Source organism: Paenibacillus xylanilyticus, from assembly GCF_009664365.1.
In the GTDB taxonomy this organism is placed as follows: domain Bacteria; phylum Bacillota; class Bacilli; order Paenibacillales; family Paenibacillaceae; genus Paenibacillus; species Paenibacillus xylanilyticus_A.
In genome coordinates this window covers 1,670,610-1,696,059 of the sequence record NZ_CP044310.1, presented here as the reverse complement: position 1 = coordinate 1,696,059, position 25,450 = coordinate 1,670,610, and the positions used below count along the sequence as shown (strand labels likewise).

At 48.7% G+C, this 25,450-nt stretch carries 15 protein-coding genes; 4 read left to right on the top strand and 11 right to left on the bottom strand.

Annotation, left to right across the window (positions count from 1 at the left end):
* Positions 1-106 precede the first annotated feature (106 nt).
* The 6 genes from F4V51_RS07545 to F4V51_RS07520 form a co-directional block, all read right to left on the bottom strand.
* The gene (locus tag F4V51_RS07545; RefSeq protein ID WP_153977496.1) at positions 107-1,906 is read right to left on the bottom strand and encodes a serine hydrolase domain-containing protein; all 1,800 of its coding nucleotides are present in this window, start codon (positions 1,904-1,906) and stop codon (positions 107-109) included.
* Between the two features lie 71 nt (positions 1,907-1,977).
* Positions 1,978-3,642 (bottom strand): M20/M25/M40 family metallo-hydrolase, encoded by a 1,665-nt coding sequence (locus F4V51_RS07540; RefSeq protein WP_153977495.1) that lies wholly within the window; start codon positions 3,640-3,642, stop codon positions 1,978-1,980.
* Between the two features lie 614 nt (positions 3,643-4,256).
* Positions 4,257-5,444, bottom strand: coding sequence for a glycoside hydrolase family 88 protein (locus tag F4V51_RS07535; protein WP_236146715.1), 1,188 nt, complete (start codon positions 5,442-5,444; stop codon positions 4,257-4,259).
* Between the two features lie 63 nt (positions 5,445-5,507).
* The gene (locus tag F4V51_RS07530; RefSeq protein ID WP_153977494.1) at positions 5,508-6,311 is read right to left on the bottom strand and encodes a polysaccharide deacetylase family protein; all 804 of its coding nucleotides are present in this window, start codon (positions 6,309-6,311) and stop codon (positions 5,508-5,510) included.
* Positions 6,312-6,322: 11 nt separating this feature from the next.
* Positions 6,323-7,465: a serine hydrolase domain-containing protein gene (locus F4V51_RS07525; RefSeq protein WP_153977493.1), complete on the bottom strand. Its 1,143-nt coding sequence runs from the start codon at positions 7,463-7,465 to the stop codon at positions 6,323-6,325.
* A gap of 26 nt (positions 7,466-7,491) precedes the next feature.
* On the bottom strand, positions 7,492-9,465 hold the full coding sequence (locus F4V51_RS07520; protein WP_153977492.1) for a beta-galactosidase trimerization domain-containing protein: 1,974 nt from the start codon (positions 9,463-9,465) through the stop codon (positions 7,492-7,494).
* Between the two features lie 158 nt (positions 9,466-9,623).
* Between F4V51_RS07520 and F4V51_RS07515 the strand changes: the two genes are divergently transcribed.
* The gene (locus F4V51_RS07515; protein WP_153977491.1) at positions 9,624-10,493 is read left to right on the top strand and encodes a helix-turn-helix transcriptional regulator; all 870 of its coding nucleotides are present in this window, start codon (positions 9,624-9,626) and stop codon (positions 10,491-10,493) included.
* Between the two features lie 138 nt (positions 10,494-10,631).
* Here F4V51_RS07515 and F4V51_RS07510 read toward each other — a convergent pair whose 3' ends face one another.
* Positions 10,632-11,492 carry a helix-turn-helix domain-containing protein gene (locus F4V51_RS07510; RefSeq protein WP_153977490.1) on the bottom strand — a complete coding sequence of 287 codons (861 nt, stop codon included), beginning with the start codon at positions 11,490-11,492 and terminating at the stop codon, positions 10,632-10,634.
* Positions 11,493-11,568: 76 nt separating this feature from the next.
* Here F4V51_RS07510 and F4V51_RS07505 point away from each other — a divergent pair, with 76 nt between their 5' ends.
* The 3 genes from F4V51_RS07505 (at position 11,569) to F4V51_RS07495 (ending at position 17,292) form a co-directional block, all read left to right on the top strand.
* Entirely contained in the window at positions 11,569-12,225 is a 657-nt protein-coding gene (locus tag F4V51_RS07505; RefSeq protein WP_236146714.1) for a hypothetical protein, read from the top strand.
* A gap of 30 nt (positions 12,226-12,255) precedes the next feature.
* A complete protein-coding gene (locus tag F4V51_RS07500) occupies positions 12,256-16,248 on the top strand; it encodes a glycoside hydrolase family 2 TIM barrel-domain containing protein (RefSeq protein ID WP_153977489.1) in 3,993 nt (1,330 codons plus the stop codon).
* Positions 16,249-16,320: 72 nt separating this feature from the next.
* Positions 16,321-17,292 carry an alginate lyase family protein gene (locus F4V51_RS07495; protein ID WP_162009914.1) on the top strand — a complete coding sequence of 324 codons (972 nt, stop codon included), beginning with the start codon at positions 16,321-16,323 and terminating at the stop codon, positions 17,290-17,292.
* Between the two features lie 52 nt (positions 17,293-17,344).
* Here F4V51_RS07495 and F4V51_RS07490 read toward each other — a convergent pair whose 3' ends face one another.
* The 4 genes from F4V51_RS07490 to F4V51_RS07475 all read right to left on the bottom strand — a co-directional run bounded on the left by F4V51_RS07490 (position 17,345) and on the right by F4V51_RS07475 (position 25,346).
* Positions 17,345-21,859: an Ig-like domain-containing protein gene (locus tag F4V51_RS07490; RefSeq protein WP_153977487.1), complete on the bottom strand. Its 4,515-nt coding sequence runs from the start codon at positions 21,857-21,859 to the stop codon at positions 17,345-17,347.
* A gap of 51 nt (positions 21,860-21,910) precedes the next feature.
* Positions 21,911-22,780, bottom strand: a complete 870-nt coding sequence (locus tag F4V51_RS07485; protein WP_153977486.1) for a carbohydrate ABC transporter permease — start codon at positions 22,778-22,780, stop codon at positions 21,911-21,913.
* 19 nt (positions 22,781-22,799) lie between these two features.
* Positions 22,800-23,699 (bottom strand): ABC transporter permease, encoded by a 900-nt coding sequence (locus F4V51_RS07480; RefSeq protein WP_095360474.1) that lies wholly within the window; start codon positions 23,697-23,699, stop codon positions 22,800-22,802.
* An 84-nt stretch (positions 23,700-23,783) separates the two neighbouring features.
* On the bottom strand, positions 23,784-25,346 hold the full coding sequence (locus F4V51_RS07475; protein WP_153977485.1) for an extracellular solute-binding protein: 1,563 nt from the start codon (positions 25,344-25,346) through the stop codon (positions 23,784-23,786).
* Positions 25,347-25,450: the final 104 nt, after the last annotated feature.

The following is a 25,450-nucleotide window of genomic DNA, read 5'->3' as shown; positions in this document are numbered from 1 at the left end:
AATAACTCACCTTTGAAATCTCACACTCTGAGGGTGGCATTACGAAGTCTAACCTTGGCATCTCTCAATTATGCTTAAGTCATCCTTTTATCTCTTCCCGCTTTTTCTAAACATACAAATTCCAACCCACAACAAAAGCAGCCAAGATAAATGCCGAGATGCCAGACATAATGTACATCACCTTTAGCTTTTTGGCGTAACTCCTCTTCCGCAGTTTGTAAATGAGCAAACCAAGATAAGCCACTGCCAGAACTACATAAAGTAGGTTAAATCCTAAATGAATGCGTAATGAAGAATAAGCAGGATAACTTGGAAGTCTGGTAAGGATGATAAAAAGATTGAGTAGGAGCAACCCACCTGCAAAATTAATAGCAAAATAATATTTATCGAAATGGGTTGAAAGATTTCCTCGTTTTTTAAGTTTGTAAAGAAGCATCCGGATTATGTAACCGATCAAAGCAACTAAGCTGTAAATAATAGCTAGCGTAACGGGAATAAGAGATATTGCAATCAAGTTCACCTTTAGATTCGATACAGGTAAGTAATCCTTGTAAGGTGTGTAGGGAATTTTCTCAACCACGCCATGATGCTCGACCACATTATAAAGACTACTTAACTCTGCTTTTGAAAATTTGCTTATATCAAGCAGCCTAAATAAATCGGTAAATCTAGAGGCGGGCCGTCTTGCAGATTGAAAATATCCTCCTCCCTCAGAAGTAACCGAATTAACGTATGTGCTGTTACCGAAAATCTTGCTAATAAGTCCATAATAATAGACTTCCTCAAACGCAATGTTTGTCATGACCACCATTCCAAATTTGGATTCTGGATCAAAGACAACTTTGCTTGAAAACCCTTTTAAATTCCCCTCATGAAGCAGTGTAGGTACCCAATATTCCATCTCAGCGAACCCATGCGCAAATCGCGGAATCGAAGTCCCGTCATAATACAGACTGGTTGACAACATTTCGTCTAACGTATCTCTCTTGGCAAATAATACACTGTTATCATCAACAGGCATCAGCGCTGCAAGGAATTTCCCTAAATCTTCGGCTGTCCCCATGGCTGCCCCTGTAGGATAGAACGTTACGTATACTCTGTTCTCACGGATCAGTTTCAAATCTTTCGTGTACCCTTCAATCTCATTCCTTCTCTGCACGAGGTCTGGACGATCCTGCCCCGTTGGATGAACCGTAGTGTCGTTCATATGAAGCGGTTCAAAAATATGTTGATTAACATATTCATAATAAGGTTGGCCACTTACCAATTCCACGATGTAACCGCCTAGACCAACGCCATAGTTCGAATAACCGACGACGCTATTCGGTTTGTAAATCTGTTTCGGCTCATTTTTACGCAGCGTTTCTCCTAAATCATAATCTTCATTCTCGTCGTAATAATACACTTCGGTCACTGTTTGATCTTCCCAACCCGCATTGTGATGCATCAGGTTCAATAGGGTAATCGGTTCATCGTATTTGAGCTTTTTGAAAAATCCTTCTGGCAGATATTCTCTAATATCCGTTTCCAGATCAAGCTTCCCTTGTTCAACAAGCTGCATCACACTCGTATAGACCAACAGTTTAGAGACAGAAGCCCATTCAAAAACAGTGGAGGTATCCGCCTTCAGCTGACTCTCGATATCCGCAAAGCCATATGCTTTATTTACTATGAATTCGCCATCTTTGATCGCCACAACCGAAACGGCAGCGGTATACTTCTCATACGACTCAACATAAGAATCAATGGTTTTCTCTAACTCTGTTAAAGGAATCCTGGATGGTGTAGTCTGAATCTGTTTTTCTTCCGCGTTGACAGGTACCGCACATGCGATAAGGACGAATATGAATGACAGTACACAAGCGATTACTTTGTTTACCGTAAGATACCTTCGATTTTTTTGCATTAACTTCTCCTTATATTGAAAATAACTGCATTAATCTTATTATGATTTAGAAGTATTAGAGGAGAGCGACTTTATAATCCTGAATTGCTCCTTTCCTCATAGTCGTACGAGTTCTTTACATAGGATTTACTGCTAACTGGCCGATTAGATGACAACACGGGAAAAATGATCGTGAATGCAAATGTAATAAGTACAAACAACACACTCGCTGCATTCAAGGTCAACATCATAAGAAGGATGTAACAGATCGGCGCGAACAGCAGAAATGCTGGTACGGCAAACAGTGTAGCAGCCCATCTCCAATGTCCTGCGTGTAAATAAAATGACAGGTTAAATCCAATGATGCTGAACAGCAGCGGCCATACAAACAAATAGCTTCCTCCGGGCAAAAAGATAGATGATGCGATTGCGAACAGCAGCCACAGGCACAAAATCCCTGCCCACAGATTAAAGGCCTGAACCCGACGTAATACCCATTGATTAAGGAGATAAATGACCAGTGCCATGATCAAGAATAACCCGATCAGGTAAGGAAAGCTTGCCGACAAGTCCATCACGATATGTTCATATTGCTTCTGTGAAACGACAGATTGGAAACCCCACCATACAAGAGTAATGACTATCCCAACCACGGCGATGCTAAGCAAGGATACCAGGAAGCCTCCGATCATGCCTTTCAAACGTAATTGATTGCGACGCATACCGTGCCATATCGTTATGATAAAAGACAAAATCCCGATAAGTGCAAGCCCGATAGCCCACGATTGCGGATAGTGGACCATCCAGCTGCGTACAGCATTGAAATATATATAATCCTCTTCCACAATATCTATTAAGTTCAAGTTGCCAAAATGCCGAGTCAAGCTCAGCATATATTCCCCATGGTGTTGAAGACTACGTTGATCCAAGTTCTCCGGAGTGTCGAGCTCCGTGTGATACGCATCCAGACCCATACCAAAGGCGAAATTCAACCCTGCCATCCCACCGTCTCGAAAAACTGTAAAGTCCGTATCGTTGGGGAGCAGCTTGTAGGCATCCGAAAGAAGCGAGTTAGCCAGCGGGTACGGAGTAGCATCAATAAATTCTTTAATCAACCATCCATTACCGTCGCTTGTTTCAAACATCAAAGAAGGACCTTGATTACCGCGGGCTTCAAAGTTCAGAACAACCCCCACATCCTTCGCCCACGGGTGCTCTTGAATGAATTCCTGCGCACCCAGCAAGCCCATCTCCTCGCCGTCCGTCATGAGCACTATTAGATCATTTTGAAGCGGGCCTGATTCACGTATCGCGCGTATCGTTTCCAACATGGCGGCGATGCCCGAAGCATCGTCAGCCGCACCAGGACTGGTGACAACCGAATCGTAGTGAGCGGCAATCATTACTGCTTTGCTGTTATTCGCTCCCGGAATTCGTGCAATGATATTCTCGACAACTCCTTTTGAAGAATAATACTTGGAGTTGACCATACCCCATTGAACCTCGGGCGTTAATTCAAGGCTTTCAAGCTCGGCTATGAGGTAATCACGTACCTGATCATGTTCCTCCGTCATAATAGGGTGAGGCTCCTGCGCGATTTGTTTCACCTTTGTCATGGCACGATCAGCAGAGAAAGCATCTAAGGGTGCGTGCAGACCTGTGGTATTAGGCGCCTGAACTTGTGATAATCCGAGAAGAATCGAACAAACTATCATAATTAGGACAGTTCCAGTCGTGACCCACTTCATATATTTCATGCTTCATAATCCCCCTATTGATTCTTGATGGCTTACTTCGATAAGCTTACGGTTTTCTTGTATACGTTCTCAAAAAAGTTGCATGTATCTATTACGACCTTTTTATTTCACAACTCTCTAATTCTATGTAAGTCTATGAATACACACTTTTTTGTGAATTTCATCACGATCATTGAGTTAGCTAATACATTTCTAGTAATATGTATTACATCAATCTTTCATTTAGTATAACAGTAATTTTATTACAAAATAAAGCGTTTTCGTAATGGATCTCGAATAAGGAATATACAAACTTAAAGGGGAGATTATCGCTGATTGTTTTCGGATTTCTGGAGGGATGTTGTTCTAAATGGTTCAATGCTCTGATCATATGGTTCTTCGAATCTGCGGAAAAGTGGGACAAGATTGGCATGACGATTTCTGCTATAAGCCCTCTACCACTCCTCAGGCATGATCACTGTATTTTAAAAGAGTACGGGACAATGCCCTCTTCCACGGCTCATATCATAGAACCACGTTTGACCGAGGTCATTATCCCAAAGCGTCAGTACGTTGTTATTTCCAAGCCTCTTATCCATGTTCCCCAATGCTTTAAATAACCCAATATTCCAGTGTTATTTCCCCTTACGCTCATACCAATAACCAGGAATACCATGCGCAAGACGCATTAACGCTTCCAGGTAAAAATAGTCGCCCCAGATCATATAATCATCAGGGGATAAGCCGCCGTGGATATGGTACGAGCCATGCTTAAGAAAGCCTTCGGCTTCATCGTCACCGATCGTGGCATAATTGTTGATTAGCGATTCCATGCTTGTTGCCAGCATCTGCTCGAAATATAGACGATCTGGATCACCAACAGCCAAAAGGGAGATGAGCTCCGCCAGTCCGGCAGCGACGATTGCTGAGGCTGAACTGTCCCGGTAAGTATCCGCATCTACAGGAGCATTGAAGTCCCAATAAGCAACACTGTCCTCGGGCAAATGTTCAAGGAAGTAGCGGGCCATACGTTTGGAAGTCTCCAGAAACGATTTATTTCCAGTATAACGATAGGATAGCGCGAACCCATATACTCCCCATGCTTGCCCCCGCGTCCAGGTCGAACCATTGTTGTAGCCCTGATGTGTCGCACCGCCGATGGGAACACCCGACTTCGCATCGAAGAAAAACGTATGATACGAACTATCATCCCCTCTAACGATATAACGCCGTGTTTTCTCTGCCTGGATCTGTGCTATTTCACCATACGTTGAATCACCCGTCTGTTCACTTGCCCAATACAATAACGGCAGATTAAGCAGGCAATCAATAATAATCCTCCCCGCTTCTTGCTCGTTCTCTGGTGCCCCCCAAGCTTGAATATAACCGCTTCCGTCGCTCGTAGTCCGCCACCGTTTCATTAATACATCAGCTGCATCAAGAGCCAGCTCCCGAGCGCCTTCATCGCCAGTGATGATCCACTGGGCTTTGGCCGATAAGCTGTACAGGAATCCGATATCATGGTGATCCAGGGAGACATGCTGCTCAAGCCGCTGACGTAAACTTGCTACAGCCCCTTCTGCTGCCTTCCGATAGCGTTCATCGTGTGAATATTCATAGCACAACCACAATATCCCCGGCCAGAAGCCATCTGTCCAGTCATCGTTATCATTCAAAATATAGGTTCCATTCAGACTGACATGGGGAAAACGAGTCTCGAACTTATCCATATTATTTAGCGTTTTCGATAGAATGTCCTCGATGGCTTGGTTATAACGTTGTTTTCCTTGTAATTCCGTTGTTTGCATTCCCTCGGTAGACATCGCACTTCAGTCCTCTCTTCATCTATTAGGAGAAATGATCCAGACAATGACAGCAAAAAAGGATCATGAACCGAGCTCGGTCAATTGGCCTGCAGCAAGCTCTACGACGTCCGTTTCCACGCTTACCCATACACTTTGTGCAGATGGATTATGGACGATCCGGTAATCTGCTGAGAATCGGAGCTGCCGCAATGCATGCATATATGAAACAATTTCAGCATTTGTAGCAAACCAGATATTTTCGTTTCCAGCAACGAGTTCTCCAAACCGATCAATCAGCTCCCAGTTGTTGTCGTTCTCAAATTCATAGCTGTGCCCCCACACATACAGCAAAGCCATCTTGGTATGCCTCTGTTTTAAAGCGAGTAACTGCTGCGCATACTCCACCATTTGCCGATAATGGCAGGTCGGATGCCATCTCAGGAAGTCTGAAGGCATGTTGAACCCGAACTCGTTTGCTGCTGTCCGAGCATATTCAATCCCGAGTGAAGGCAGCAGCGAGACAAGCTGGTCGTTATATGTACCAAAAGGATAGCTCATCCCTCGCACAGGATAACCAACCAGAGCCTCCAGTCCCTTTCGATCCTCCGTGATTTCCTGAACCATTTGTTCGACCGGCGACTGTTCGAGAAAAGGATGGCTGACGGTATGTGCAGATACTTCATGCCCTGTGAACAGGGGACGTATCTCCTCCCTTGTAAGAAATCCCTCTTTTCCGAGCGTACCGCTGTTTAAGTGAAACGTGCCTTTGAGACCATATTCATTAAACTTCCCGACCAGTCTCCTGTCATGAATCTGCCCATCATCAAAACTCAGAGTGATGGCCTTATGCACCCCACCCGGAAAGCGATCATATCGAATTCTCATGCCAATTCCTCCTAACGATGGTTCAAACAAGCGTATACGAGATTTCTCAAGCGTGGATGCACATAGGGCTCTTGATTGTTCAACATATGCTGCGCATACATGACGGTCAGCTGAGAAGACGGGTCCATGATCGCCAGGGCACCGGCTGCGCCACTCCAGCCAAATTCACCAAGTGGACTGAGCGACCCGCTGGTCTGCTTGGAACAATGGGTGCGAACACCAAGCCCGTAACCATACCCCGCAAGCTGTGACCACGAGAAATGACTGCGAGTGGCCTCGGTCAGATGATCTGTTCTCATGAGATTCACCGTGTCGGCTGCGAGGATTCGAATGCCTTCGGGGCTTGTTCCTTGATGAGTAAGTGCATTCAGAAAGACGGCGTAATCATTCACCGTGGAGAATAACCCGGCACCGCCGCTCTCATATTCCGTACCGATCCGGTAATCGTTCCCCTCCTTGGGAATAGGTTTGCCTAAGAACTCGCTATATTCATACTGTGGAGCCAAACGGTTTTGCTTCTCTTCCGATACATCGAAGCTGGTATCACACATCCCGAGCGGGCCGGTAATTTCATCCCAAACATAGGCGCCGAACCGTCTTCCGTCCACGACTTCGACCAAGGCGGCAAGAACATCATGGCTTAAACTGTAGCTCCACCTCGCCCCCGGTTCGAACAACAGCGGTTCTTCGGCGATGGCCGCCGCTACTTCGCGGGTTGGCGCTCTTCCGCTTGTGCGTCTTACGACTTCCAGGATTGAAGGGGAACGGATATCATAAGAGAGCCCCGCCGACATGGTAAAGAGATCCCGTACCCGAATCGCCCTCTGGGCTTTTTCCAATACCATTTCACCGCTCGGCAAGGTCACCTTCACCGCCATCTCGCCATATTCCGGAAGATAGTCCGCCAGCGGGTCATTTAACAGGAGCGCTCCCTTTTCTACCAGCTGAAGGGCTGCCGTGCAGGTCAGAATTTTGGTCAGTGAATACAGCCGAATGATGTGCCTGTCGTGGATGGGAATACGTTGTTCCAAGTCGGCATAACCGCTGCGGTAGCGGAAGACCTCTTGATTCCGGTACAAAACTAAAACCTCTGCCCATGGAATACGCCAATCCGTTAAGCGGTCGATAAATAGGGATAGCGGTTTGAAGTCCATCGCTTTGCTTCCTTCCTGTCTCAATATCACTCGTAATCGATAACCACCATCTGATGGCATTCCAGCTTCGGAACGGTGTAGCTAACCGAACCCTTCTCCCACTTAAAGGGAATGGACTGCACTTGCGGCGCCAAATACACATTCTTCACTTGATGGGGAGTCCGGATGGACACCTCAACATCATATAGGGGGATGATATCCTCAATTACTTCGATATGTTTGCCGCGGCGGACCGGGGACGCATACAGCAGATGATGGACCAGCCTTTTCTCTTGCTTTTGCTCCTGCAGGGTAGTTACGCCCTGGGCAGGCAGATCGGTGTTCATCGTTTTATTAGGCAGCAGGCGGTTCAACGCATACAGGATCGTCTCCTTCAGGATCAGACTTCCTTGGTTCGCATAATCCTCGAACACGTTCCAGGCCATATAGATGCCGCTGGCGCTCTCTACCATGCCCGGTCCTCCATAAACATCGCTGCTTGGCGTGTGCTGGTGCGAACAGAAGGTAAAGACATCGCGGTTAAAGTACGGATCTTTCCTGCTTCCAAGCTCCGTTCCGCCGGCAAGTTCAAGCTTCTGGCCTTCCGTATACATGACAAAGGAAGCTTCCCCCAGACTCGCAGGCTTGAACAACGGATGAAAAAAGTCCGGACGGTATGGATTCACTCCCACATATCTCACTCCGAAATCAATGGCGAAGGACGTGCCGTCCTGATCCAGACCCGACCAGCCTGTGCCGAGGACCTTACCTCCCTGCTGCAAAAACAAATCCAGCTTACCCTTCAGCTCGTCATTCACCGCCACATAATCCGGTAAAATCAGCACCTGATAATTCGTAAAATCATGCTCCGTATCAATCACATCAAATAGGATATTGCCCTCCAACAGCATGCGTACAGCCCCTGCATCCGAATCGTTACGACTTGTGTCTTCTTGGGCTCTAGGGTGCACGCCCGCTGCTTCCAAGGACAACAACGCTACATCCGCAACGTTCGCAGCATTCACGCACCATGCTTCCTTACTTTCGACTTCACGGTAAGCCGTACCGATCAATTCATAGGTTGCAGGATCCATGCGGCCATCAGGCTGAAGCTGATCCCCAATCGAACATTTTGCACCATTCGCAAGGCTGAGAGCGGTTTCATAGCGAAGTGCGTTTGGATGTTTATATCCGCCGAATTCTCCCCACGCGGTATGGAATTTGCCGGTCATACCAAGAAATTCGAATCCGAGCATCTGTACGTACCTCGCCGAAAGAGGGAAATGGTCATAACCCCATCCGCCGGTAGGCAGCGACTCCAGTTCCAAATGGGTATTCATTGCAGCCAAATCGCGACGACCGCGCTTGATATGTCCGCCGTTATGGAAAATGGGCAGACCTGGTTTTATCGATTCCACCGTTTCCTTCACCCTGGCTGTGTAATTGGCATATGTGCTCTCCCATAGGCTCTTCATTGATTCTTCGTTGCGAGGGTCATTCCCCTTACGCCGTATGGTGTTTACACAGTTATGACAGTAACATTTGCGTACACCCACAATATCGAGAAACAATCCGTCTACATCATATCGGAGCAACACTTCCCGAATCTGTTCGATCAGGATATCGAGATAAGGAGAGTTCATGCAAAACTGATGATAACCTGGCTGCATGAAGCCTTCAGCCCAATTCGTTCGATCATTGATGTCACGGATCAGCCACTCGGGATGACGCCGGGCTAGCTTTTCATCCAAACCGGCAGAAAGGTACACTGGTGTTTTTACGTTGATTTCATGAGCTGCCTCAATCTGTGCCGCAAGCAAATCGAAGCTTAAACCCGGATGAATCTCATTGGCCTCCGAAGGATGATACGCCCAGCCATGATGGCACTTGGAGAACACCGTAATTGAGTCGACATGCCCAAGCTTCAACATGTCTTGAAACTGCCTTTTGTCAAAACGGTCCCCAATGGGAAGTATGGCTTCCGAGGTGTGAAAATCCAGATGGACTTGACGGAATCGCATGATTTCGCTTCCTTTCTCGTTCATATACCCCTAATATAGGCCTTCCAACATTGAACGAATAGATGTAAAGACGACTTTTTATAGCACAATTCCGACCATTCGCAATTCAGTGCATGATACAATAGGTGCACCAAGAAGTAATGGAAAGGGCTGGCTTTATGAATTGTCTTGAGCTAACCATCCCCCCACTTCCGCAGTTAGTGACGATCGGTCACTCCATCTGGGATCCGGGGCAGCAGCACCTGAGTCGTTCGTTTAACTTGTATGACATGCTCTTTGTAATGAAGGGCACCTTGTACATGACGGAAGATGAAGTGCCATTCGAAATTACAGCAGGCTCCTTGCTTGTGCTTGAGCCGAACCGTCTGCATGTCGGGCATCGCCCTTGCGAGGAAGAAACGGAAATATACTGGCTCCACTTGGCCCACCCTGAGCCTGTCCGAACAATGGACAGCGGACATATTCCATGGTCGACCCCCTTCACGAAAGGCTCCAACCTGGATGTCACTCCGCACCGGCAGGTCATGTACATTCCCAAATTCACAAGCCTGCACACCCCAAGCATTCTTCCCTACCTGCAGCGAATGATGGAGCTTCACCTAAGCTTGTCGCCCGCAACGTCCTTGCCGCTGCAGGGGCAGCTCGCTGGCTTGTTGACCGAACTGCAGTCGGTTATGCGTCTGCAATATGCTCCCCGCTCGAGAATACTGTGCGATCAAACGATAAGCTATCTCGAAGAGCATATCACCCGTCCCTTCGATGCGAAGCATATGGAAGAAACGCTCCATTTCCATGTGGACTATCTCTCCCGCTGCCTGAAGAAATACACAGGACTGAGTCCGCTTCAATACCTGCACGAGCTGCAGATGAATAAAGCTAAATCTCTCTTGGAAAATACGAGCCTTCCCGTATCTGAGATCGGTGTGCTGATCGGGATTGAGAACGCCAATTATTTTATTCGCTTATTCCGAAAAAAGCTGGGAATGACACCCGGTCAATATCGCAGTACCCGCTTGGGCCGCACATGACAAAAACAGCAGGAACGTAATCGTTCCTGCTGTTTTCTTATAGTTTCCTATTGTTTTGTTTTGTTATGAATTCCTATTGTTTTGTTATGAGTTCCTATTGTTTTCCTATAAGTTCCTGTTGTCTTCTTATCAAAACGTTTAGGTGTATTTCTCCCGATATTCCGTAGGCGTACACAGGTAAATCTTCTTGAACTGGCGGGCGTAATAATTCTGGTCCCGGAATCCGCTCTCTTGAGCCACTTGCAAAATGGACAGATTGGGATTACGCAGAAGCGTACAGGAATAATCCAACCTCCGCCGGATCAGATAGTCCATAGGTGTCGTTTGGAAGTTCCTTGCGAACTCGCGTAGAAACTGTCTTTTGGACAAATACGCCCTTTCCGCGAGCATATCCAGATTGAGAGGCTCCTGAAAGTGTTCCTCCAAGTACGTAATGGACTCGGCGATTCGCAGCGCTTTATTCTGAGGCCACCCGTTGTTCGCCACATAATAACGAGAGAGCACACCCATGAGTGCCGTAAAATAGGAGCGGATCAGCATTCGGTAACCTTCTGGCCGCTGCTCATACTCATCCAGAATGACATCCAGCAGACCGGTGACCTGCCGCAGCTGTTCATCATTCAGGGTAAGCATTCCTTTGAAGTTCATTTCCTTCCGGTAGAACGGCTCGAAATAAAATAATGCCTGGAAGCCAGCCATCAGCTTCAGTTCCTGCAGCTGAGTCATCTGGTCAGGATGAAACATGACGTTGACGTATTCAATATGATCCACGTCTTTATAGCCGTGGGACACATTGCCATGGATGAAGAACACCTGCCCGGCAGAGATCGGATACTCCCTTCCTTCGATAATGTGAGTTGCAGTACCTCCAAGAATGACAACGAGCTCGGAATAGTCATGCTGGTGCACATCAAAGTCATGAGTTAAAGGGCATTTTTCGATGCGAAAAATAAAATCCGTTTCCAGCCCCAGGTCGAGATAATGGCTTTTTCTATTCATGTCGCTATTATGCTAAAGAAGGTCACTATCGTCAAGGAATTCTGAAGCCAATTACAGTAACATGGGGATAAACGACATGAAACTGAGGTGGCTTATGTACCGCTATCATTTCCGTGCACAGTGCCGCGAGAATATGTACCTGAAGCAAGTGTTCCACGAAGCCTTACCAGAACTCCAAATCCAGATGCAGGAACTCGGCGCCAGTCAACTTAGTCTGTTCCATTTCGGAACACAGCTTTTTCTTTATTATGAAAGTCCAGCCCCTTCGGTTGATCCTCATGAACTCTTCGCTCACTGCGAAGACGCTTTGGAAATCTGGCCCGGAACGAGCAGTGCTAGAAGGTGGGTACCGATGATCGATATTTTCCACTATCACAAGCCGGTCAGCGAGAAACAATGGTTAAGAAAAAACGCTTCGGCCCGGCCTTATGCCAGAATCGCCCATCTCAAGCCGGATCAAGTCGCCAGTTATGTGTTTTACCATTACCAGTATCAGGAGGAGAATCCGGGGGATGGCGATAAGTACGGGATAATTGCCCTGCATGAGAATCTGATGTTCTTCTACTCGGAAGATCCGGCAACCATCGAGAAGCCGTCCTATTCAGGCAAGCTCTCCACATCCCATACGCCGCCTGATTGGGCGGGAACGATGGAGCCTCACTTCATACCCTGGGATTCGTCCGATGGGAACTCCCGGATCTGGCTGGAAATTCCGCTCGTGATCCGGGCATAACGATTGTTAAACGAAAGGAGTATTCCTACCATGCGAACTCAATTTTGCTTAAACGGTGAATGGAATTTCCTGCCTTTGTATGAGCAGGGTACTGGCTTCTGCCTTCCTGGAGAGCTGGTTTATGAAGAGCAGAAGGTTCAAGTTCCCTCCAGCTGGAGAAGCTCCTACGAAAGGCCTCAGGGAAAGAACTTCGGGAGCATTCCTGAGTACGAATATGCGCCATATGATGTATTTCAATATCCGAAGGAGTGGGCGCAAGCCGAAGCGGGAGTTCTTCACCGTTCATTCCGGGTGCCTCCATCCATGAATGAACCAGGGACACGCATCTTCCTCCGTATGGACGGGATCATGCAAAAGGCTGCCGTGTATCTCGACCATCATCTCGTAGCCATGTGGGAGGATGGTTACCTGCCTCTTCTCGTGGAGATTACTGAACTGGTCAGTAAGGATACGGAGCACGAAATTCATGTAGTCTGCGGCAGCTTTGACAAGGTGGAGATTCCTTCTGGTCAACAGAAGATCACGGGCCTTGCAGGCTCGTGGTTCGGTTCGATTGCCAGAGGGATATGGCAGGACGTATATCTGGAAAGTCGGCCGGATGTCTCGCTTGCCGATGTAGCGATCCGAACGTCGGTACGGGAGAATTGGCTGGACGTAGATGCTGCGGTAATCCATCCCTTGGCTTCCTCCTTAAAGACATCCCACAAGGCTATTCTTCATGTACGCGAAAACGGTGATTCGGCGTCCTCCCCCATTCTTCAGGCTGAAGCTAATGTGTTAGCCGTGAGCGGCCAAGGGGATTCAAGCCGGCTCACGTTCCGACTGGATTGGGAGGACGCCAAGTACTGGAATCCGGAGCAGCCTTTCTTGTACAGCTTGGAGCTTTGGCTTCTGGACGGTGAGCGGGTTATCGACCGGGTGGAACAGCCATTCGGCTTCCGTGAGATCTGGACCGAGGGTTCGCAGTTTATCCTTAACGGTACGCCCATAAACTTGCGCGGTGACTCCTGGCATTTCCAGGGTGCCATTCAACAAACGCAGGAGTACGTACGCACCTGGTATGGCATGTGCAAGGAGGCCGGAGTGAACTGTGTTCGTCTGCATGCCGCTCCTCATCCGACCTATTATCTGGATATCGCCGATGAGATGGGCATGCTGATTGTGGATGAAACGGCCATCTACGGTTCGAGCAAATCCATGCCTGCCGATCATCCCGCTTATATCGCGAACTGCACAGCCCATGTCCGCAGACTGGTAGAGCGTGACCGTAATCATCCATCCATTATCCTGTGGAGCTTGCAGAACGAGATGCGCTGGGTGGACGGCCGCGATATATTCAAGCAGCATATGCCTTCCATGATGAACCTCATTCGCGAGTTAGATCCTACCCGCCCGATTATTGCAGAAGGCGATAACCGTCTCCTCCCCCAAGAACTTACGGAGGTAGAGAGCAGGCACTATAACATAGACGGCACCATCGACGCATGGGATCGGAAGGCACCTCTCGTATTCGGCGAGCATGGCGGCTGGTGGTATGTCTGTCCCCAGAACAGCAGCATGTACGTAGGCTTGGCCGCGTATCGAAACACGGATGAATGTATCCGGGGTCTGGCCGAGAAGGAGCGGCTGTTCATCGAATATGCGAGGCGGCAAGGCGTTTCCGGAATCTCCACCTTCAACTTCGCCCATTATTTCATGCGGGCCATGCCGGAACGCGATATTGTGCTTCCTCCATCTGCTCCAGATACGCCGGGGCCGAAACCAAAAGTCATTCCGAAATACGCGCTAACGCTAAATAACGGTCTTCTTCCGAAGGAATATCCGCTTTATATGAAGAACCCGTCCTTCCCAATCATGGAAGCCTCTTTTAAGCCCGCTACCATGATACCGGCAGAATACAATCATTCCTTCTTTGATGATGGGCCGATTTCCAGAAGCTTCGATGTCTATAACGATACCTTCCATTCAAGCCAAACTCGGATTGAATGCGAAGTACGTCAGGAAGACAGACTCCTTCACCAGGAGCTCTTCCTATTCAACCAAGAACCGGCGGATCATGAGATCGTGACCGTAACCTGGAAACCTGAGCCTGTTAAGGATGTAACCGCTATACACGTGCATGCCGTAATGTTTCACGATGACAAGCTCGTTCATGAGCTGGATTTGCAGTACAAACTGTATCCCTCACATTATAAAACCACCCCTGTCTCTATAGGCCGACCTGTGGCCTTCATAGGTCGGGACGAAGACTTCGATCGGATAAACGTGCTTGTCCCGGAATGCAGACGAATCCGGCTTGAACAGCTTGGTGAGCTTTCCCCCAATCACCTCGTCGTTGCAGGCAGCGGGCTGGAGGATGAGGGCGGTCAACTGGAGATGGCGCTCCAAAATTATGTACGGAGGGGCGGGCGTCTTCTGCTGTTGGAGCAGCTTCATCTGTCTCTGGGTCATTTGACAATTTCGCGGCAGGATTTCATCCGTGCCCACGCGGGCAGCTATACCCATCCCATCCTTCAGGGCTTGGACGATGAGGATTTGATGTATTGGGACGAAAAGATACGTGAGGATGGTCCCCCTCCTATCATCAACGCCGCTTTCGAGAAACCGGTCAAGGGCAATTTCAATATGATCCTGGAGTGCAGCGCAGGGGACTTTGGAGATGGCGGGGATCTGTGGTCACCTCTACTGGAATACCGGAACGGCAGCGGCCTCTTCATCGCTAATCAACTGCAGCTTATGATGCACTTCGATACCGTCCCTGCGGCCTGCTGCTTGCTGCGCAACATGCTCACTTATGCAGGAAACGTCGAAGCGATATCGATCCGAACGGGGACATGGGTTGAACCGGGAGGAGCAGCAGAGCATTTCCTGCGGTCCCTTGGCCTTTCCTTCGACGTGCTTGAGAATATCACGAGCAGCCTTCTCGGGACATATCAACTTGTTGTCGTGGAGCCAGACCTCCTGTTGGATCGGGATTCCGTAGCCCTGTTACATGAATATGTTCGGCAGGGCGGTCAACTCGTCATCCTGCCGGCTGCCCCAGGTCATGAAGCCGCCCTGTCTGCTCTATTGAAGCGCCCTGTCTCGATCCTGAAGCATGAAACGTATCACTTGGAGGCGAATTACGATAGGCCTGTGGTCCAAGGATTAAGTCCGGTTGACCTGTTCGGCTTCGACAAGGTTTTTCTCTCCCCCAGAGAAGTTGTTAATCGTCCCTTGGCCTCTTACAGTCTGGATACGACCGGTGCAGCGGTACTATGTGCAAGCGTAGAAGGAACAGCATGGAAGGATTATTTTGTGCATGGGCATACGTCGGAATACAGCAGGCTGGCATTGGTGGAGCTAAACCGGGATCATCAGCGTCCTGCCAGGAGTTTCGTACTGCAAGTGGAACCAGAACAAGGATGTATCATTTTATCTCAACTTCTCCTTGAACCGGATTCCGCCAAGTCCATACGCTTATACAGCCGACTTTTGGCCAATCTGGGGGCTACCATAGACGACGGTCTTCTTCACAGCTCCAAAACAGACGCGCACTGGTCGATTGAAAAGGTCATGGCACTGCCTTGCAAGCCTTGGGTCAATTACGAGGCAATGAAGGCCTACTATACAGATCCGGAATTCTCGCTGAACAATCTGGGTGAGGGGCTCTACGGCTGGATGCTCAAGAAAGAGCGAAGCTCATCAGACGGTGCCTTTCTTATCCAGGATCCTGGGGAGGTGCGCTGGTTCCTGAGCTGTTTCGTTCATGGTTTGGACCCTTCATGCAATGCGGTCGATGGTATCCTTCAAGGTAAGCTTCAAGTCAACACAAACTGCGAATATGAGATTTATCTAAACGGGAGTCATGTTCCCGAACCGGAGAGACATATCGAGCTGCGTGCGGGTATTAATCGTCTGATCGCCATCGTGCAAGGAGCCGGTGAGGACATCCGGTTTGGTATGGTATTTAGGAACTCAGCCGGTTCATATATGAGGCATCTTCAATATCGTCTGACCCTGGATGATGTAGAGCCCAAGTAAGTTTACTTTTCCGTATCTGATACTGCGACAAGAATATTAATGAATCATTCCATTTCAAAAGAGGTGGGCTGCATGCATATGAAACATCCGACTGCACTTGAAGTTCTTATTGAGCAAGCAAACGAGAGTCTATCTGCGAACAGCCATGCGATTGCCACTTGGGGGATTCCCGGCTTTTACCAGGATACGGAGGGGCACACGCTCGCGAAGCGGCGGATGGAGATGGACGCCCAGACGGCCTATACGACTGCACTGGCCTACCGGCTGACAGGAACAGCTGCTTATGCAGACAAAGCGAAGGAAATCATCATGGGCTGGGCAGTGGTTAATCGGGAGATTACAGGTGCGGACGGACCATTGGTATCGGCCTATCTGGGGGTTGGACTCCTTCTGGCGGCGAATGAAATCAAAGAATACGTGGACTGGAGCGAAAAGGAGCGAGAAATGTTCACCCAATGGATGACCCAGGTATGTCTGCCGGAGTGGGATCGAATCCCTCTCCGCAACAACTGGTGGAACTGGAGTCTGTATGCCCAGTTAGCGCTGTATCGTTTTATGGATGATAAGCTTCGTTTGGCAGAAGAGGTGACCGCGCTCAAAGAACATCTCGACCACTCCCTCTCCATCGAAGGATTCATTCCGGAAGAAACGTCCAGAGGCAAGCATTCCCTGTGGTATCATTATTTCGCTCTCGCTCCGGTAACGGCTGCCGCCAAGCTCGTCTTGGACACAACGGGAGAGGATTTGTTCCGCTGGGTCTCACCGGGCGGCAAAAGCCTCCAGTGTGCCGTCGAACAATTCTTCCATTATGTCAACGGACATCTGAAGGAATGGCCATATGACGATAATCCGATCTTCCCGGCACAGCTCTCTGGCGGCACATGGCCCCTCGATCTGGTTGAGGCGATGGCGAACATCTATAAGAATCCGGACTTTGAACGTTTTGTCGCCCCTTACCGCCCGATCACAGGCAATATTAATATCAATAGCGGCCATTATCATGCTTATGCCTGGATCTATCCTGAGCTGCAATTCCAACGTTAGCTATAAGAAAAGAGCCTTTCCGAATATGATCGGAAAGGCTTCTTTCTGTCATCTATTCTGTTGTTACCGCCTGCCCATCTCGAAGCAGGAAGGCCGCCGCTTCCTCCGTAATATGTTTGCCGCTCTGGGCTTGAACCTCATGGAGGAACGCTTCCGTATTCCCATTATCCAGTTTCTTAAGCAGGCTATTGGCGATCCCGCCATTATCAATCCAGGACTTCTCCCGAAAGAGGGTTACCAGCGCTTTCAGTGAGCTGACATTTGCATAAGTGGAGAACGTCACAACCGCTTCCTGTTCATTCCCCGCTTCGTCTGTGGCGGTTACGGTGAAGGTGTGAGCTCCCAGGGGCAGCGTATAGAGGAGCACTGCCGCCCCCTGCTCCATCTGCTGATCATCGAGCCTTGCTGTACTCTTCAATTCATTAACCCCGGACACCTCATCGACAGCAGTCCATGACAGATTCAGGGACTCTGCACTTGTAAAGTCTTTGGCTAACGGCTCTGCCACCGAAATCATGGGTGCCGAAGCATCCAGATTAAACTCGAGCGATTTCGCTTCCTCCGCGTTTCCGGATGAATCCAGTGAACGGTATAGAATAGAATAACGGCCATCCTGACTGAAGGTCAGGGAGTCCTGATAGGCCAGCCAGGTATCCCCTCCATCCAGACTATATTCTGTCGATGCGGATGCAGAAGAGTATTCAGAAGAATACAGGGCAAGGGTTACAGGCTGTGTATACCATCCATTCATGCCGTCCGGTTCTGCCGGACTCATGACGGCCGTGGTCTCTGGAGCAGTCCGATCGGTATCGATCAGGGAAAACTTGATGTCATCGAACCACATTTCGCTGAACCCGCCAACATAGAAACCTACCGTTCCAGATGGATTGTGCTTGGTATCCGACCCTTCAAGCCTAAGTTCCCCGTTTACGTACACGCGGATGTCAGCACCTTCGACCCGGATGCGGATGGTGTACTCGGTATTAGGCCGCAGGTCCTCATCAGGTAGATTCGTCGTTTTCAGAGCTGTCCATGCTCCATTATAAAGAATCCACTGTGAAGTGCCGTCCGCCAGCCTCTTGTATGCAATTTTCCCGGATGTGCTGGAGACGGAACGATCATATACATATAGTGTTCCCGTATCCGGCATGACCGCCGGCGTCTTCAGCGTGAAGGTAAGGTCATAGTCGGTATATGTCTTCGGATGAAGGGCCGAGGCGCCTTTGAGAATTTTATACTTTTTGTTGCCATCCACAGTTACGATACTGCGGTTCGGGTCCACCGGCCATCCGTTCGCTCCCGAATCGAAATCCGTAAAGTGCATCACATCCGATACCTGAATGCGCACGGATGCTGAAGCTTCCGGGTTGGCGACTGATGTGACGGTGATATCTGCCTCGCCTTCCGCCAAAGCGGTTACCAATCCATGTTCATCCACAGCCGCAATTCCCGGTTGGGAGGTATGGAAGGTAACCTCCTTATTCTCGGCATCAAGCGGATCAAATTGAACTTGCAGCTGCTTTTGTTCCCCCTTGACCATGTTGACACGGCTCTCACCCAGCAGCAAACCGGATACTTCCCTGCTTGGAACCGTGAATTTGATGTCATCAAACAGGAGTTCACTGAAGCCTCCGGCATAAAACCCAACCTGGCCGGACGCATTGAATGTCGCATCGCTCGCCTTCAGCTTCAGTTTGTTATCCACATAAACACTGATCTCTGGACCCTTAACGATGACTTTCATGTTATAGACCGTATCCGGCTGCAGATCAGGTGCAGGCAGCGTATTCTGCTTCACTGCAGCCCAGGCCGCATTATACAAGAGCCAGGCAGATGTTCCATTTGCATACTTCCGGTAACCAATTCTGCCGCCGCTTCCGCCAGAGTTCAGCCGGTCAAACACATAGAATGTGGCATCATCTGCAATGACTTTTGGCGTCTTAAACTTAAAACTCAGCTCATAATGGTTAAATTCGTTCTCGTTTAGCGTCGTTGCTCCTTTAACGAGCTTATACATATGGTTGCCGCCTTCCACCTCGACAATGCTTCGGTTCGGGTCTGTCGGCCAGCTGTTCCTGCCGTTTTCGAAATCGGTATAATCGATAATGCCATCCCCAACTTCAACAGTAACCTGAACCTCATCCTTTAAGGCCGGGTTGTCAGCAGAAACGGCTGTAATCGTTGCGTTCCCTATACTAACACCCTTCAGCTTGCCGCTTGGATCCACCTTCACAATTGAAGGGTCGCTCGACGTGTACTGAATAGCGGGGTTCGTTGCGTTCCAGGGAATGACTGCGGAATACAGAGCGAATGACTTCCCAATCCCGATGGTAACGCTTTCGTTATACAACTGGATTCGATCCACAGCAATGTGATCCGGAGCCAGGTATGGACCGGCTTTCCCCTGGATTCCCATCTCGCTGAAAGGGATCGCCGGGAAGCCAGGGATCTTTTGGAACACTTCGGCATCCGCCTTTAAATTCAGATCCCCATTCGCGAGATTAACAAAGCCAGGATCATGATCCGTAATCCAGTTGTTCGCATACTGGAGCAGGTTTCGTTTGTCATTTGCTCCCTGATTATTCGTGCCGCTTAGTTTCCTCGTCGGGTTATAGATTACATTGTTCTGAAACGTGTTGGTATCCGGATAAAACCGGTTCTCCGTGAAGAAATCCGCCAGTTCCGGGTATTTCTCCATATGCGGTGTGCCTTCGAAATTGTTGTTCTTTTCAAACAACGCCTTCCATTTAGGCATATAATTTTTGGAGATTTGCTGATCCGGTTGATCGCCTAGATACATGTCCGAATATTCATACGGTACCTTAGCATCAATAAAAATATTGTTCCGGGTCTTGATATGGGCACCGCCGTTATTGAGAATGGCATCGTTACCCATGCCGTTAAATATGTTCTCTTCAATGGTAATGCCCATGGTAAAGTTATCGGGATATACCCCTTGAACCCCTGCCTTGCCTTCCCCGATATTGTGGAAATAATTCCTGCGGATTACCGATCCCCGTTCCTGAGGCGACTCGCCCAGATTCATATAGATGGCGCCGAGGTCCGAGAAGGTTTTGCAGACGTCATAAATATTGTTGTATTCCACGAGATGGTCATTGCCAAAGATCAGCATTCCTGGATGGGGAGCGTCATGGATTTCGTTGTGGGAAACCTTGTTCCCCGCCCCGGTCAGAAAAATGCTCGGATTATAGGCTTTATGGTAATAAGCAAAATCATGGATATGGCTGTTCGCCACGACATTGTTTCCTGGCTCAAGCGTCTTCTTATCTCCACCATTCAGAATCACCCCGGTCCCTCCGATGTGATGAATATGGGAGCTGATCACCGCATGATTCACTCCGTTCACTTTGGCAAAGTCGTTATACAACCAGCGGCTCTGCGTATTAATCAGTACGCCCCCATTGGAGAAATTACGTATTTCGCAGTGCTCCAATCGGACGCTGTCACCGCCCATAATAACTGCTGCGGAGTCCCGGCCATTCTCCAGGATCAGGTCCTCAAAGGTCACATGCGAAAGATTATTCGCGTTAATCATCGGTGTTTTAAGCATTGTAACCATGATCTCAGGATGATCACTTTCAAAGGCAGCCGTAGGCATGAAGTAGAGTTTGCCCTGCTTCCGGTCGATGTAATATTCACCTGGCATATCGATCTCCTCAAGCAGGTTCTGGGCAAAATGGAAGTCCGGGTACCAGTTGGTAAACAGACCGCTCATCTCTCCGTATGCCAAGGTAATTGTCTTGTTGCTTGTATCGATGGATGCCACTTTATTGTACGACCATTCCCAGCTGTAACCGAATATGCCATCCAACCAGATGTCATCCGCCTCTTCCCAGAGATCCGGTCTTTCGTAATTGTAGGTAAAGGTCCCGCCGCGTGTCTGCAAATCCGGATCATTGCGGGTAGGTCCGGGATCGGTAATGGTGCCCATCTGAACCGTTCCATTGTTGGGCCAGCGGGCAAGGGTCATGCCTTGACCTTCAACATACAGCTCCATCGGAGGAACCTGACTGACGTCATTGGCTTTGTAATAACCATGCCGGCTCATTACCCCGTAATCGGTGATACCTTGAGCTTTCAGATCTACCTGAAGAACCTTCGTTCTGGCATCTGCACTGATGATTCGGTCCAGGACATTCGTGTCCGTTACCGGAGAAAACCAGCTTTTCTGAAGTTCCAGACCGCCGTTTAACCGCACACTTTCTCCTGGGTAAGCCTTGTAGGTTATCCGCTTATTCTCCGTACCGGAATCCTGTTCCTCCAGCAGAAAGCTTTCGCTTCTATTGTAGGTGCCGCCCCTTAAATAGACCGTCACACCGCCTTCAGGCAGCCCGGAATCCGTCTTCAATTGCCGGATTGCGTCCCTTGCCTTCTCAAGTGTGCGAAATGGAGCAGCTTCTGTTCCCGGATTCGAATCATCGCCATCATTTGAAATATAAAAGACAGCACCAGGGTCCACCGTATCTTCCGCATTTGCTCCCGTAACCGGCAGACACCCCACCAACAACACCAGGATTAATGCAATAATGATCCTTCTCCTCATCATCTTCGGAAATACCTCCCTTATCAGATCAATCAGATAAATTACACATGATCACTACCCTTTTACAGATCCAATCATGGTGCCTTTTTCGAAATATCGAAGCAGGAAAGGATACATAACGATCACCGGCAAGGAGCTGACAATGACAGCCGCCATTTTCAAGCTCTCCGGAGCAGGCGGTGTTGCAAGCGTCGCCGTAGTAAACGGGTCGAGCTTGCTCTCGATGAGGATTTGGCGGACAACCTGCTGCAGCACGAATTTGGATGAATCGGTGACGTAAAGCAGATTATCCATAAACGCATTAATGTGATAAACCAGATTCCAAAGCCCGATTGTCACAAGAGATGGAATGGACAGCGGGAGCAGAATACGGAACAGAATCCGCAAGTCCCTTGCCCCGTCGATACGAGCTGCTTCGATCAGTGCATCCGGAACGGAGCGAAAAAACGAAATCATCACAAGCACATGAAAAGCATTGGCAGCGGATGGCAGCACATAGACCCAGTGCGTGTTAAGCAGATGCAGTTCTTTGATTAATAGATATTGCGGGACAATCCCGCCATCGAAGATCATTGTGAACAACAGCAGCATGATCAGCAGCCGCTTCATGGGCAGATCGGGACGGGAGAGCGGATAAGCGGCGCAGACGGTAACGAGAAGTGTTAAGGTCGTGCCTACGACCATCCGAAACAGCGTATTCGCATATCCTGACCAGATTAATGGATAGTCCAGAAGCCCGCGGTATGCTTCCCACTCGAAATCCCGAGGATAAAAATGAAATCCGCTTCGCAGTGCTTCTCCCCTACCGCTGAAGGAGACGGACAGGACATGAATGAACGGGTACACAACGATGATTGCCAGGATGGACAATATAAGGTAGATCATGGCGGGGGCAATGAGCTCTTGCCATCTTTTTATTTTCATGACTGTCTTCCTCCTGCCTTTACCATAGACCGCTCTCGCCGCGGCTCAATTTTCGCACGGTCAGATTAGCCCCCAGAATCAGCAGGAGCCCCACCAGCGATTTAAACAAACCAATGGCCGCCGTGTAGCTGTACTGAAACTGCTGCAGACCTACCCGGTAGACATAAGTATCAATGACATCACCCGTTTCATAATTGACCGGGTTTAACAGATTGATGATTTGTTCGAAGTTTGCGCTTAAGAAACCACCTAGACTCAAGATGAACATAATCGCGACGGTTGGCATAATGGATGGGATATTAATTCGAATGATTCGCTGCCACCGATTGGCTCCGTCAATGACGGCCGATTCATGCAGCTCCGGGTTGATCGCCGCCAAAGCTGCAAAGTAGATAATCGAGCCCCAGCCGATATCCTTGAGGATTGAAGAAATGACCACAATCGGACGGAAATATTCCTTCTTTCCCATATAAAAGACAGGTTCCCCTCCAAACCACTTCACAATTTCCCCTACAACGCCGGACGTTGGAGAGAGAAAATAAATAATCAGCCCGGACATGACGACCCACGATACGAAATGAGGCAGGTACATGGTCGTCTGGATAAACCGCTGGAAATACCTTGACCTCACCTCGTTAAGCAAAATCGCCAGTATGATTGGTGCAGGAAAAGCAAAGATCATTTGATACAAATTCAGGAGCAGGGTGTTTTTAAGTAATCGATAAAAGTCACCATTCTGAAATATTTCCTGAAAATGGCGGAAACCGACCCACGGACTTCCCCATATGCCGTCGACGACCCGGAAATCCTTGAAGGCAATGACGACTCCATATAATGGGCCGTATTTAAATACAACGAAGAATGCGAAGGCGAATAGAAATAATAAAAGCAGCTCTCCGTGTTTTTTTATCGTTTTCATGGCGCACTTCCTTGTTAAACCAAACCGCCAGCCCTCCCCGCAAGGGATAATTAAGCCCTCACGGGTGGCTTAGCCAAGTCAGGGTTATTTTTTGAATTGTGCTTGGTACATTTCATTGGCTTCCTTCGTTAATTCATCGCCGCCTTTTGCCTTCCATTCTGTTACGAATGTATCAAACTCAGTCAGAGGAATTTCGCCGCTGATAATTTGTGCGAAATATTTTTGCATGAGTGACGTCAATTCCTGTTTGTATTTTCCGTCCGAAGGCAGCACAGAGAATAACAGCGCATCGGTCCATCTTGGAGCCGATGAATACGTTTTGACAGCCTCATTCAGCTTCGGATCGGAATATTTGTCCCGATAAGCCTGGGTGGTAATGTTACCAAAAGAGAACAGGCGGATTCCCAGTTGATCACGCTGCTCCTGCTTATCGAATCCAGGCAGGAATGTAGTCGCCCCCGAGGTAGCCCCGCTCTCAGCAAAATCCCATTGCTCCCCCTTTACCCCAAGGCTGGTCATATTGATGGTCTCTTCATCATTGCTCTGTGCCTGTAGAATTTCGAACAGCTTCTCAAGCTTCTCAGGCTGATCCTTGACTTTGCTGCCGATAACCAGGAAATTGCTCTTGATTCCCCAATCCCATGAGCCATCACCGCCAGGTCCCTTCGGATTTTTGGAAAATGCCATCTTGGCATCCGGATTTAGTGCCAGCATTTCCTTGACTGTTGCAGATTCCGGCAGAGCGCCTTTGCTGATCTGCTCTTCAATGACGCCGATCCGGTTGTTGTACAGTTTCTTACGATATGAATCCTGTGTATCTGTAATAAATTCCGGATCGATGACCCCATCCGCATACCATTTGCGCAGCTTCGCCAAGGCTTCCTTGGTCTCAGGCATGATCGATCCATTTACAATCTGACCATCCCTCTCCATCCACATGGTCGGCTCCACACCGAATGCACCGAAGATGGAATAGAAACCGGATGACCACGTGGACGTAGCCGTTCCTGTCAACCCGTACGTATCCTTCACACCGTTACCGTCCGGATCCTTTTGTGCAAAGGCATAAACGGCTTCCTCGAATTCATCCAACGTCTCCGGGACTTTCTGAATGCCGACCTGGTCCAGCCAGTCCTTACGCCACAACATCCCCAGATCGTAAGGCTTCAAATCGATAAACATCGGGATAGCCCACAGCTCGTTATTAACGGTAACGGTCTGAAAAAGCTCTTTCTTTTTCTCAATATCCGCGTAATACTCCGGCATTTTCTCCTTCAACATGTTCTGATCAATGCTCATTAACACGCCCTGATTCTGGTAAGCGATTACATTGGAAGGATCACCGAGCATGAATATGTCTGGTATATCCCCGGAAGCGATACTGGCGTCCGTTACCTTCACGGGTTTGATCTTTACATTGAACTTTTGTTCCAACCACTTCTGAACCTCCGAGTCATTCACAACTCCATCTGCGGCAAAGTGAATGCCCCAGGAGATTTCGATTGGATTGGAGTTAGCTCCCGGCGTTTCTCCTGCATTCGAACTCGGGCTTGAGGTGTTCGTCTCGGAAGTGCATCCGGTAAGCAAGCTTGCCGTTAAACTTACAGCCAGTAAGATAACGCTTACAAATTTGATTCTTTTACGCAAAAGAATCTACCCCCTGTTGTTGGATTGGTTATGGATTCGAGAATCCCGCATCCTGCCTAACGACCCGGCCGGGTATTGGAAACGGTTTTTACATACTTAAAATT